General features: G+C 66.8%; 8 protein-coding genes. 7 read left to right on the top strand and 1 reads right to left on the bottom strand.

Going from position 1 to position 12,384, the window contains the following annotated elements; genetic code table 11:
• Positions 1 to 58: 58 nt before the first annotated feature.
• From GC150_01095 to GC150_01070, 6 genes are read left to right on the top strand one after another with little or no spacing between them, the layout of a single operon-like run.
• Positions 59 to 1,348, top strand: a complete 1,290-nt coding sequence (locus tag GC150_01095) for a betaine/proline/choline family ABC transporter ATP-binding protein (GenBank protein ID MBI1383495.1) — start codon at positions 59 to 61, stop codon at positions 1,346 to 1,348.
• Entirely contained in the window at positions 1,345 to 3,402 is a 2,058-nt protein-coding gene (locus GC150_01090) for an ABC transporter permease subunit (GenBank protein MBI1383494.1), read from the top strand. The genes GC150_01095 and GC150_01090 overlap by 4 nt, the downstream gene beginning before the upstream one ends.
• Positions 3,403 to 3,404: 2 nt before the next feature.
• The gene (locus GC150_01085) at positions 3,405 to 4,289 is read left to right on the top strand and encodes a phosphotransferase (protein MBI1383493.1); all 885 of its coding nucleotides are present in this window, start codon (positions 3,405 to 3,407) and stop codon (positions 4,287 to 4,289) included.
• A gap of 3 nt (positions 4,290 to 4,292) precedes the next feature.
• Positions 4,293 to 6,734: an FAD-dependent oxidoreductase gene (locus GC150_01080; GenBank protein MBI1383492.1), complete on the top strand. Its 2,442-nt coding sequence runs from the start codon at positions 4,293 to 4,295 to the stop codon at positions 6,732 to 6,734.
• An 8-nt stretch (positions 6,735 to 6,742) separates the two neighbouring features.
• Positions 6,743 to 9,166, top strand: a complete 2,424-nt coding sequence (locus GC150_01075; GenBank protein MBI1383491.1) for an FAD-dependent oxidoreductase — start codon at positions 6,743 to 6,745, stop codon at positions 9,164 to 9,166.
• 14 nt (positions 9,167 to 9,180) lie between these two features.
• A complete protein-coding gene (locus tag GC150_01070) occupies positions 9,181 to 10,128 on the top strand; it encodes a phosphotransferase (protein MBI1383490.1) in 948 nt (315 codons plus the stop codon).
• A gap of 65 nt (positions 10,129 to 10,193) precedes the next feature.
• Here the strand turns inward: GC150_01070 and GC150_01065 are convergent, their stop codons facing one another.
• Entirely contained in the window at positions 10,194 to 11,036 is an 843-nt protein-coding gene (locus GC150_01065) for a hypothetical protein (GenBank protein MBI1383489.1), read from the bottom strand.
• A gap of 270 nt (positions 11,037 to 11,306) precedes the next feature.
• Here GC150_01065 and GC150_01060 point away from each other — a divergent pair, with 270 nt between their 5' ends.
• Positions 11,307 to 12,377: a zinc-binding dehydrogenase gene (locus GC150_01060; protein MBI1383488.1), complete on the top strand. Its 1,071-nt coding sequence runs from the start codon at positions 11,307 to 11,309 to the stop codon at positions 12,375 to 12,377.
• Positions 12,378 to 12,384: the final 7 nt, after the last annotated feature.

The raw sequence follows: 12,384 nt of genomic DNA, 5'->3' as shown, positions 1-12,384 counted from the left end.
GCGGCCACGGCTGCCGCAGGAACGGGCCGCGCTTTCACTCCCTCCGGCGCCGCGGGCAATGCCCCGCGGCCCGGGTGACCCACCCGGGTCCTCGTCTGTCGGGTTTTCGTCCGGCTGGTCCCGTCGAGACGAACCGGCCCGCTCGCGGACGACGCTACGCGAGCGGCTCGTCGCCGATGCTCCCGCCGACGTCTCTGGCTCCTGCTCCACCACGCCCGCGATTGAGGTCGATGACGTGACTGAACTCGACGACGGCAAGGGCGGCAGGGCTTCGAGACAGGCGGTGCGAACCGCGCCTCCGCCGCGCGACGTGAAGCTGTCCTGCCGTCGCGTCTGGAAGCTGTTCGGCCACGGTGGGGCGGAAGTCATCGCCCGCCATGGCGGCAGACCCGGCGATGCCGACCTCGCCGCCGCCTCGCTGATCGGCGCGGTGCGCGACGTCAGCATCGACATCCACACGGGCGAAATCTTCGTCATCATGGGGCTCTCGGGATCTGGCAAGTCGACCCTGGTGCGCTGCATGTCGCGGCTGATCGAGCCGACCAGTGGCGAGATCCTCTTGAATGGAGAAAATCTCCTGGCCGCCAGCCCGCGGCGGATGATCGAAATCCGCCGCCACCAGATGGGCATGGTGTTCCAGCATTTCGCGCTGCTGCCGCACTTGACCGTGCTCGGCAACGTCGCCTTTCCCCTGGAGGTGCAGGGGGTGGCGCGGGCCGAGCGGGAAAAACGTGCCCGCGAGGTGATCGAACTGGTCGGCCTCGCCGGCCGCGAGGCGTTCTTTCCACGCGCACTCTCGGGCGGCCAGCAGCAACGCGTCGGCATCGCCCGCTCGCTGCCGGTGCGTCCGGAACTGTGGTTCCTAGACGAGCCGTTTTCGGCGCTCGATCCGCTCATCCGCCGGGAGATGCAGGACGAATTCATCCGCCTGCAATCGGTTTTGCAGAAGACGATCGTCTTCATCACCCACGATTTCGACGAGGCGATCCGGCTGGCCGACCGCATCGCCATCATGAAGGACGGCGCGGTCGTCCAGGTCGGCACACCCGAGGAACTGGTCGTCAATCCGGCCACCGGCTACGTTGCTGAGTTCACGCGTGAGGTCTCCAAGGCCAAGGTTGTACGCGTGCGCTCGATCATGCGTGAGCCGACCTCTGAGGAGGGAAAAGACGGCGCTTCCGCAAAGGCGATCCACGCCATCAGCGCCGACAGCACCGTGGCCGAGGCCGCCGCCCGCTTCGTCGATGGCGTCGAGACGCTGGCCGTTCTCGGTCCCGACGGCACCACGATCGGCTGGCTTCGGCGGGGCGACGTGATCGATATCCTGATGCGGGCCGATGCGAGATGAGCGAACCGGCCGCCAGCCATGTCCCGCCTCGAACATCGATGCCGATGGTCGCGGGCCTGCGCCTCACGCCGCGGCACGCCCTGTGGGCGGCTGCCGGCATCACCTTCTTGCTACTCTGGCTCTACGGCAAACCCTATGCGGGCTGGGCTTTCAAGATGCCGCGCGAATGGCGCATCCCCCTCGACCGTTGGATCGGCGACGCCATGAAATGGCTCGTCGAGGAGGCCAGCTTCGGCCTCTTCAGCTTCACCGATCTGACACGCTCGATCGCCTGGCTGGTGGAGCTGCCCTACACCCTCGTGCTGAGCCTGCTCTCGACCGGATTTCTTTCCGGCCAGGGCTCGGACGCGGTGCAGATTCTACCGCCCCTGAGCTGGATCGCGGTGATCGGCATCTTCGCCCTGATCGGCCACTATGCCGGAGGTGTGCGTCTGGCCGCGCTGGCGGCTGGCTGCATGGCATTCCTCGCCGTGTTCGGCCAGTGGGACAATGCCATGGTCACCCTGGCCTCGATCCTCATCGCCGTGCCGATCGGCGTGGTGTGCGGCCTCCTGCTCGGTATCGGCGGTTACCGCTCGGCCTTGTTCGAGCGCATCCTGATGCCACTGCTCGACCTGATGCAGACCATTCCGGTGTTCGCGTATCTGGTCCCGATCCTGTTCATGTTCGGCTTCGGACCGACAGCGGCGGTCGTGGCGACGATCATCTATGCCCTGCCACCGATGACGCGGATCACCCTGCTCGCGCTTCGCAGCGTGCCGTCGGAGTTCAGTGATCTCGGCCACATGGTCGGCTGTACGCGCCGCCAGATGATGTGGCGAGTGCTGCTGCCTTCGGCGATGCCCGGCCTGATGGTCGGCGTCAATCAGGTCATCATGCTCTCGCTCAACATGGTGATCATCGCCTCGATGATCGGCGCCGGAGGTCTCGGCTTCGAGGTCCTTTCAGCGCTCCGCCGCCTCGACATCGGCCGCGGACTGGAGGCCGGCTTGGCCATCGTCGCGCTGGCCATCGTCCTCGACCGCCTCTCCCAGGCCTTCGCGACCAAGACCCGCAGCCATGCCCAACCCGAGGAGACAGCGAGCGCCGCGCCAGCCATCGTCCGGCGCCATCCCTACACGTCCGCCGCTCTCGCCCTGGTGCTGGTGACCGGTCTCGGCGGGCTCGCCGTCGGCGCACTGCAGAGCTATCCCGAAGCCGCCCGGATCTCGACCGGCAGTTTCTGGTCGGAGGTCGTGGGCTGGATCAACGTCAACTTCTTCGACCAGCTCGAGGCGATCAAGACGGCGCTCTTGCTCAACGTCCTGGTGCCGCTCAAGCGCTTCCTGTTGTCGCTACCCTGGGCGGGGGTGGTGGGGCTACTGGCGCTGGCCGGCTACGCGCTCGGTGGCTGGCGTCTGGCGTTGCTGAGCGGCGGCCTCAGTTTTCTCATTGCCGCCACCGGCCAGTGGGACAAGGCGATGATCACTGTCTATCTCTGTGGCATCTCGGTGGTGATCGCCTGCCTGATCGGCATCCCGGTGGCCATTGCCGTCGCCGATCGCGAGCGTGCCTGGAAGGTGGTGCTCGTCGTCATCGACACACTCCAGACCCTGCCGTCGTTCGTCTATCTGATGCCGGCCGTGATGCTGTTTCGCGTGGGCGACTTCACGGCGATGATCGCCGTCGTCGCCTACGCCATCGCCCCCGCCATCCGCTATACGGTGCATGGCCTCAAGCGGGTCGATCCGCAGCTCATCGAGGCGGGCACCGTCGCCGGCTGCACGCCCTGGCAGCTGCTGACCAAGATCAAGCTCAAGCTCGCGCTCCCCGAGATTCTGCTCGGCATCAACCAGACCATCATGTTGGCGCTGTCGATGCTGGTCATCACCGCCCTCGTTGGGACGCGGGACCTCGGCCAGGAGGTTTATATCGCGCTGACCAAGGCGGATACCGGGCGCGGTCTCGTGGCGGGCCTCGCCGTCGCCTTCATCGCCATCATTGCCGACCGGTTGATCACGGCAGGATCGCTGCGCCTGCGCCGTCGGCTCGGTCTCGTCGGCCAAGGGAGTTGAACATGAGCGAACCCGGCGCACGCATCGGCGGTCTCGGGATCTGGAAAGGGCCGCTCGAGTGGCAGCTGCTCGAGGGCGGCCTCTCCAACGAAAGCTTCATCGTCCGCGATGGAGCGGAAAAATACGTCGTGCGCTTCGGGCGCGACTTTCCCTTCCACCACGTCTCGCGCGAACGGGAGGTGATGACGACGCGCGCGGCCCACGAGGCGGGCTTCGCGCCCGAGCTGGTGCATGCCGGACCGGGCGTCATGGTCTCACGCTTCATCGAGGGCCACACTTATGGTCCTCGGGACGTTGGCGCCAACATCGCGCGCATCGCCGCGCTGGTACGCCGCTTCCATACCGAAATGCCGCGCCACGTCAGCGGGCCCGGCTTCATGTTCTGGGTGTTCCACGTCATCCGCGACTATGCCCGCTCTTTGCGCGCCGCCAGGAGCCGCCATGCCGAGCGGCTGCCGGGCTTCCTCGACCTCGCCGAACGCTTGGAGAGGGTGCAGGTGCCGCTGCCGATCGTCTTCGGCCACAACGATTTCCTTCCGGCCAATTTCATCGACGACGGCGAGCGAATCTGGTTGATCGATTTCGAATATGCCGGCTTCTCCACGGCGATGTTCGATCTCGCCGGCATCGCCTCCAACGCGCAATTCGCGGCCGAGGAATCCGAAGCGCTGCTCGCGGCTTATTTCGGCCGGTCGCCGGACGCCGCGCTCATGCGCAGCCATGCCGCCATGCAGTGTGCCTCGCTGCTGCGCGAATCCATGTGGGCCATGGTCTCGGAGATCCACCTGGAAGCGCCCGGCGTCGACTATGTCGCCTACACCAAGGAAAACCTCGACCGCCTCGACGTCGCCCTCGACGCCTACCGGTCGCGTTATGGGATGGCCTGAACCATGTCACTGCCAAGCCACGCACAAGTCGTCATCATCGGCGGCGGCATCATCGGCTGCTCCACCGCCTATCATCTGGCGCGCGACCACAAGGCCGATGTCGTGCTCATCGAGCAAGGCAAGCTGACCAGCGGCTCGACCTGGCATGCTGCCGGCCTCGTCGGGCAATTGCGCTCCTCGGCAGGCATCACCCAGGTGCTGAAATACTCCGTCGACCTCTACAAGCGCCTCGCAGGTGAGACCGGGCTCGAGACCGGCTGGCGGATGACCGGCTGCCTCAGGCTCGCCTGCAATGCGGACCGCTGGACCGAGTACCGCCGGCTCGCCACCACTGCGCGCAGCTTCGGCATGGAAATGCATCTGCTCGCACCGGGCGAGGTCGCGGCCATGTGGCCGCTGATGGATGTGTCGGATCTGGTCGGCGCCACCTTCCTGCCGACCGACGGTCAGGCGAGCCCGTCGGACATCACCCAGTCACTGGCCCGCGGCGCGCGCATGCATGGCGCACGCATCTTCGAGGAGACCCGCGTCACTGGTTTCGTCATGGATGGCCCTCGGATTACCGCCGTGGAGACGACGAGTGGGCGCGTCACCTGCGACAAGGTCGTCAACTGCGCCGGCCAGTGGGCACGCCAGCTCGGCGCCATGGCCGGCATCAACGTGCCGCTGCAGCCGGTCAAGCACCAGTACATCGTTACCGAGGCGATCGCAGGACTGACACCGCAGACGCCGACCGTGCGCGATCCCGACCGTTTCACCTATTTCAAGGAGGAGGTCGGCGGGCTGGTCATGGGCGGCTACGAGCAGAACCCGATCGCCTGGACGACTGGCGATGTGCCCGGGAACTGGCAATTCCAGCTCTTCGAGGACGACTGGGATCATTTCGAGCAGCACATGGAGCAGGCCGTGGCCCGCGTCCCGGCGCTGGCGACGGCCGGCGTCAAACAGATGATCAACGGGCCGGAGAGCTTCACCCCCGATGGCAATTTCATCCTCGGTGTGGCGCCGGAATGCGCCAACATGTTCGTCGGCGCCGGCTTCAACGCCTTCGGCATCGCCAGCGGCGGCGGCGCCGGTTGGGTCCTCGCCGAATGGGTGATGTCGGGCGAGGCACCGATGGACCTCTGGAGCGTCGACATCCGCCGCTTCTCGGGCCTGCACCGGGATCGCGCCTGGGTCTGCGAGCGCACGCTGGAGGCCTATGGCAAGCACTACACCATCGGCTTCCCGCATGAAGAGTATAAAAGCGGCCGCCCGCGCATCGTCTCGCCGCTCTATTCGCGCCTCGAGCGTCACCGCGCCGTGTTCGGCTCCAAACTCGGTTGGGAACGGCCGAACTGGTTCGCTCCGCCCGGCATGCCCGCCGAGGATGTTTATTCAATGGGCCGGCAGAACTGGTTCGAAGCGGTCGGCAAGGAACACCGGCTGGTGCGCGAGGCCGTTGGCATTTTTGACCAGTCGTCCTTCGCCAAGTTCGAGATGCGCGGGCGCGATGCCGGCGAGGCCCTCGAGCGGATCTGCGCCAATCTCGTTTCGCGCCCGGTCGGGCGGCTGACATACACCCAGTTGCTCAACTCGCGCGGCGGCATCGAGTGCGATCTCACCGTCGCCAGGCTCGCCGACCATCTGTTCTACATCGTCACCGGAACGGGCTTTCGCACCCACGACAGCGCTTGGATCGCCGATCATGTGGCACCGGGGCTCGACGCCACGCTGCACGACGTGACGGAAGAATTCGGCACGCTGTCGCTGATGGGGCCGCGCGCCCGCGACGTTCTCCAGGCGGTCACGGCCACCGACTGCGGCAATGGCGCATTCCCCTTCGGCCATGCCCGCGCACTGGAGATCGCCGGGCATCAGGTGCGCGCCCTGCGCATCACCTATGTCGGCGAACTCGGGTGGGAACTCCATGTGCCGCTCGCGGCGACGGGAGAGGTTTTCGATGCCCTGATGGCGGCCGGTGAGCGCTACGGCATCGCGCCGGTCGGCTATCGGGCGCTCGAGTCGCTGCGCCTCGAGAAGGGCTATCGGGCCTGGGGCTCGGACATCACACCCAACGACTCGCCCTACGAGGCCGGGCTCAGCTGGGCGGTCAAGCTCGACCATGCGGTCGATTTCATCGGCCGCGCGGCGGCGGAGCGGGCGGTCAACACGCCGCTGAAGAAAAAGCTCGCCTGCTTCACCACCGAGGACGATCGGGTCGTGCTGCTGGGGCGCGAGACCATACTGCGGGACGGCGTCTTCGCCGGCTATCTGACGAGCGGCGGCTACGGCTACACGATCGGCAGGCCGATCGGTTACGGCTACGTGCGCAACGCCGGCGGCGTCGACGACGACTATCTCGCCGCCGGACGCTACGAGTTGATCGTCGCCAACGAGCACGTGCCGGCACGGATTCACCTGGAGCCGCTTTACGATCCCCGTGCAGCCCGCGTCAAAGCTTGAGGTGTGCCATGACTTTTGCCGCGGATCGCTACAGTCGCATCGTCGTCGTCGGCGGAGGCGCGATCGGCACCTCCGTCGCATACCATCTGGCGCGGGCCGGCGAGCGCGAGGTGCTGCTTCTCGAGAAGGCGCAGCTGACCCATGGCTGCACTTGGCATGCGGCGGGCCTGGTCGGGCAGCTGCGCGGCAAGCGCAACCTCACCCGGTTGATGCAGAACTCCGTTGCCGTGTTCGATCGGTTGGAAGCGGAGGCCGATGCGCGCATCGATTGGAAGAAGGTCGGCTCGCTGCGGCTCGCCGGCAGTCCGGCGCGCTGGAGTGAAATCCGTCGCTCGATGACGCAGGCCAAGAGCTTCGGCGTCGAGTGCCATGCCCTCTCCGCCGACGAGGCGGCCGCCATGTTTCCCTACATCGACCGGCAGGGCATCGAAGGGGCCGCATTCATCCCCGGTGATGGATATGTGGACCCCTATTCGCTGACCCAGGCCTACGCCAAGGCCGCCCGCCGCTACGGCGCGCGCATCCAAGAGGGCGTGCGCGTCGAGGATATCGTCCGCGATGGCCGGCGCGTCGTCGGCGTGGTGACCAATTCCGGCAACATCGGCTGTGAGATTCTCGTCAACTGCGCCGGTCTCTGGGCCAAGCGCGTCGGCGAGATGGCCGGCGTTCCGCTAGCCGCCGGGGTGGTCGAGCACCAGTATTTCCTCACCGAAAAGCGGCTCGACCTGCCGGCGGATCTGACCACGCTGCGCGATCCCGACAACAATTTCTATCTCAAACCCGACACCGGCTCGTTCGCGATCGGCGGCTGGGAGGCCGGCACCAAGGGCTGCTGGCGCGGCCGCCCACCTTTCGACTTCGGGCGCGAGCTGTTCGCCGCGGACATGGATCGGCTCGAATTGTTCGCCCTGCCTGCCGCCGAGCGCCTGCCGATCCTCGGGGAGATCGGCATCCAGACGGTGATCAATGGACCGATCCCCGTCTCGGCCGATGGCGAACCGATCATGGGATTGGCGCCCGAACTCGACAATTGCTTCGTCGCCTGCGGCTTCACGGCCGGCATCGCAGCTTCCGGAGGCGCCGGCCAGGCGATGGCCAACTGGATCCTCGAGGGCGACCCGGGCATGGATCTGTGGACCTTCGACGTGCGCCGTTTCACCGGCGTCCAGGCCCAATCGCGCTATCTCGAAGCGCGCGCCATCGAGGCATACGGAGCCTATTATCAGATCCACTGGCCGGGCGAGGAGGCGCGGTCCGGGCGCGGCCTGCGCCGCTCGCCCCTCTACGAGCCGCTGAAGGCGGTAGGCGCCGTCTATGGATCGAAGTTCGGCTGGGAGCGACCGAACTGGTTCGCCGTACCGGGGCTCCAAGCCACCGAGCGCCCGAGCTTCGAGGAGAGGCCGGGCTGGTTCGCCGCGGTCGCGCGCGAGCACGAGGCGATACGAACGCGCTGCGCGCTGATCGACCAGAGCTCCTTTGCCAAATTCGAGATCACTGGACCCGGTGCGCAGGCGGCACTTCAGGCGATTGCCGCAAATGATCTCTCCGGTCCGCCTGGACGCGCCGTCTACACCCAGCTCTGCAACGACCACGGTGGCATCGAGGCGGACCTGACGATCGTCCACCGCGACGCGGGCGATTTCCTCGTGGTGACCGGCTCCGGTTTCGGCCCGCACGATGCCGGCTGGATCGCCCGCCAGTTGCCCGCTAACGGCTCCGTTGCCATGCGCGAGGTCACCGCGGCGCTCGCCACCATCAATCTCTGCGGTCCCGCCGCGCGCCACGTGCTCCAGGAACTGACAGATGCCGATGTCTCCAATGATGCATTTCCCTTCCTCGCCGTGCGCCGGCTCGAGCTGGCGAATGCCGAGGCACTCGCCGTGCGCATCGGCTATGTCGGCGAACTCGGCTACGAACTCTATGTGAGCCCCGAGTTCGCCGGCCATCTCTACGAGGCACTGCTTCAGGCCGGCGCCGCGCACGGAATCACGAATGCCGGCTATCGCGCCATCGAGAGCTGCCGGTTGGAAAAGGGCTATCTCTATTGGTCCGCCGATATCGGACCGGAGACGAACCCCTACGAGGCTGGCCTCGGATTCTGCGTGGCTCTCGACAAGGGGCCGTTCACCGGCCGCGAGGCACTGACCCGCATCCACGAGGAGGGCGTGCGGCGCCGGCTCGTCACTTTCACCATGGAGGGTTTCGTACCGCTGCATGGCGGCGAGCCGATCATGGTTGGCGGGGAGGTCGTCGGCGCGACGACCTCCTGCGGCTACGGCCACACGCTCGGCCGCACGATCGCCTTCGGTTACCTGCCGGCTGAGCTCGACGTCGAAAGCGGCTTCGCGATCGAGGCCTTCGGGCAGAGCCATGCGGCAACGCGCGGTCCGCGCTGCCTTTATGATCCGCACATGACACGGCTGAAAGCATGACGGGAGGACGAGACATGGCTGACGACAGCGATTTGGCGATGGCGCGCCGCGCCCTTGCCCAGGTGCCGGACTTCGCCGGGCGCGATCCCTCCTCCTTCACGATCGAGCGGCTGGGCGGCCTCACCAACATGGTGTTCCGGATCTCGCGGGGACTGGATGCCTGGTGCCTTCGCCTCCCCGGCAAGGGAACGGAAGAATACATCAACCGCGAGAACGAGGCACATGCCGCGCGCGAGGCGGCCCGTGCCGGCGTCGGTCCGCGCCTCGTGTACGTCGAACCGGCGAGCGGGCTGATGGTGACCGAATTCGTCGGGGGCGCGGCGACCATGACGCCGGCGCTCTTCAAGCAGCGCCAGGGCTCGCCCAGCCGCGCCGGGCGCGCCTTCCGCCAGCTCCACGACGCGGGCGTCACGTTCAAGTTCCGCTTCGAATTGTACTCCATGATCGACGGGTATCTGAACATCCTTTCCGGCAAGACGGTCGACCTGCCGGAGGGCTATCACGACGTGCTGGCCGAGGCCGAGGACGTGCGCGCGGCACTGGCGGCGCATCCTCTGCCGCTCGTCGCCTGTCATTGCGATCCGCTCTGTGAAAACTTCCTCGATACCGGGGACCGCATGTGGATCGTCGACTGGGAGTATTCCGGCATGAACGATCCGATGTGGGATCTCGGCGACCTCTCCGTCGAGGCTGGGTTCGACGAGGCGCAGGACGAAGAGATGATCCGGGCCTATTTCGGCGGCGCGCCACGCGCCGACGAGCGCGGGCGCATCGTCATCTACAAGGCCATGTGTGATCTGCTGTGGACCCTGTGGGGCCTCATCCAGCACGCCAACCAGAACCCGGTGGATGATTTCTGGGCCTACTCGATGAACCGCTTCGAGCGCTGCAAGTCGCTGATGGCGAGGCCCGATTTCGCCGATCACGTGGCAGCCGTGCGAACCGGACCGACCTCGGCCTGAGGGCTGGCGCCGCCGAGGGGTCGCGAAGGGGCGCAACCGGCCCCCAATTCGATCCTCTCGCGGCCTCAGTCGATGAGCGTGTCGGCACGCCGGCCCGCGCGTTCGTAGTGGATCGCCAGGGCGCGACCATAGAGCTGGATCGCGCGCTCCGGCGCACCCACCATGTCGGGCTCCTCGACATAGGAGAAAATAGCGACATACCGCGGGGTCGGTCCGGCGAGCGGCGCGACCCGGTGAAGTGAATATCGGCCTCGGAAGATCTGCAGGTCACCCGGCTGCAACTCGAGCCTCACGACCCGGTCGGACGTGCCGTCGAGCACGCGGCGAACCTCGGAAAAATTCTCCCCATCGCTTCGAATGTGCGGAGCATACTCGAACGCGCCTCCCTCCTCGGCGTTCTGGATGGCGAGCGTCACCGTGAAGTTGTTGGTATCGAAGTGCCAGGGAAAGCCACCGCCGGCCTCGGCCATGTTCACGATCACGTCGGCGAGCGGGTCCGCATAGCGATGAAAGTGCGGCTCACCGAGGCAATCGCGGATGAACGGATCGAAGGCGGGAAAATCGTGCACCGCGCGCAGCGCGCCGGTCTTGGCGAAATTGTCCGCGGCGATGAAATTGTTCGAGCGCTCGAAGAACGCGCGGCGCGGATCATCGGGCGGAAGGCTCGGGTCGTCCTTGGTGAAATAGGGATTGGTGCGGTTGAAGGAGCGGTGACCGCGGTCCGAGACACCATCCGCCTCGGCGGCGAGCGCCGTGATGCCCGCCCCTGAGAGGAAGCCCTTGAACACGGCACAGCCGCGCACCGCGAGCGCGGAACGGGCCTCAGCCACCAGGGCGTCCCGCGCTGGCCCCTCGACATCGATGGGATAGCGCCCGAGATCGATCAGATTGCGCGCGTCGAAGGACATTGGACGTCTCCGCCTTGAGCTGCCGGAGCTCTCACCATGCCCGGTTTCCGGAACGCGTGCTTGCCGGTCTGCGACATGTCCCGCGTATCCCTGCGGCCCGCGAACACGTCGCTCGACGATCCGCGACGGTGACAGGCGCCGTCATCGATCCTAGACTTGGCCCCAGAATTCGCGGCAACGCACAGAATTCGCTCGATATGGGATTGCGCCATGACCGACGGCCCACCGCGCTCCAGCGACCGCTTCGATCCGGTGCCGGGCGAGACCACCATGATGGCCGTCGTCACCACCGGCAACGGCGGCTACGACCGGCTCTCCTACCGCGCGGTTCCCGTGCCGAAACCCGCCCCGGGCGAGGTCCTGCTCGAGGTGCTCGCCGCTGGCGTCAACAACACGGAGATCAACACCCGGATCGGCTGGTACTCGGCGAGCGTGGGAGCGGACACGGCTGACGCCGCCGCGGCGCAGGAGGCCGAGGCCACGGCCATGACCGATGGCGGGTGGAATGCGCCGACGCCCTTTCCCTTCATCCAGGGCACCGACTGCTGCGGGCGCGTCGTCGCCGTCGCTCCAGGTGGGGACACGTCACTCATCGGCCGCCGCGCCCTGGTGCGGGCCTGCATGCGCGCCCGCGGCTTCGCCTCCATGGACAACATCTGGATGGGCTCGGACTTCGACGGGGCCTTCGCGCAATACGTCAAGGTGCCGGCAAGCGAGGTTTTCACGCTCGAGTGCGACTGGAGTGACGCCGAGCTCGGAACGATCCCCTGCGCTTACGGCACAGCCGAGAACATGTTGCACCGGGCCGGGGTCCGGGCGGGCGAAACCGTGCTCGTCACCGGCGCTTCGGGTGGGGTCGGCTCTGCGGTCGTCCAGCTCGCAAAGCGTCGCGGCGCAAACGTCGTCGCGGTGGCCGGGCAGGCCAAGCATGCCGATGTGCGTGCGATCGGTGCCGACCGTGTCCTCGATCGCACCGACGATCCGCTCGCCCTGCTCGGTAACGACACCGTCGACGTCGTCGTGGACAATGTCGCCGGGGGCGGTTTCGGCGGCCTCCTCGCGGTCCTCAAACGCGGTGGACGCTACGCCTCGTCGGGCGCCATTGCCGGCCCGCGCGTCGAACTCGACATGCGCACCTTCTACCTCAGGGATTTGACTCTGATCGGATGCACTGCCTGGGACGAGCCTGTCTTTGCGAACCTCGTCGGCTATATCGAGCGCGGCGAAATCCGGCCGCTCCTGGCCAAGACCTTTCCGCTCGCCAAGATCGCGGATGCCCAGCGCGAATTCCTCGCCAAGGCGCATGTCGGCAAGTTCGTGCTGATCCCGCCGCGACCGTGATCGGGCC

The sequence above is a fragment of the Hyphomicrobiales bacterium genome, from assembly GCA_016125495.1.
In the GTDB taxonomy this organism is placed as follows: Bacteria; Pseudomonadota; Alphaproteobacteria; order Rhizobiales; family RI-29; genus RI-29.
The sequence above is the reverse complement of the archived record's forward strand: the minus strand, read 5'-3'. Positions and strand labels throughout refer to the sequence as shown.

Coding starts and splice junctions, on each gene's coding strand:
- GC150_01095 (MBI1383495.1), top strand. CDS start 59: ATGCCCCGCGGCCCGGGTGACCCACCCGGGTCCTCGTCTGTCGGGTTT.
- GC150_01090 (MBI1383494.1), top strand. CDS start 1,345: ATGAGCGAACCGGCCGCCAGCCATGTCCCGCCTCGAACATCGATGCCG.
- GC150_01085 (MBI1383493.1), top strand. CDS start 3,405: ATGAGCGAACCCGGCGCACGCATCGGCGGTCTCGGGATCTGGAAAGGG.
- GC150_01080 (MBI1383492.1), top strand. CDS start 4,293: ATGTCACTGCCAAGCCACGCACAAGTCGTCATCATCGGCGGCGGCATC.
- GC150_01075 (MBI1383491.1), top strand. CDS start 6,743: ATGACTTTTGCCGCGGATCGCTACAGTCGCATCGTCGTCGTCGGCGGA.
- GC150_01070 (MBI1383490.1), top strand. CDS start 9,181: ATGGCTGACGACAGCGATTTGGCGATGGCGCGCCGCGCCCTTGCCCAG.
- GC150_01065 (MBI1383489.1), bottom strand. CDS start 11,036: ATGTCCTTCGACGCGCGCAATCTGATCGATCTCGGGCGCTATCCCATC.
- GC150_01060 (MBI1383488.1), top strand. CDS start 11,307: ATGATGGCCGTCGTCACCACCGGCAACGGCGGCTACGACCGGCTCTCC.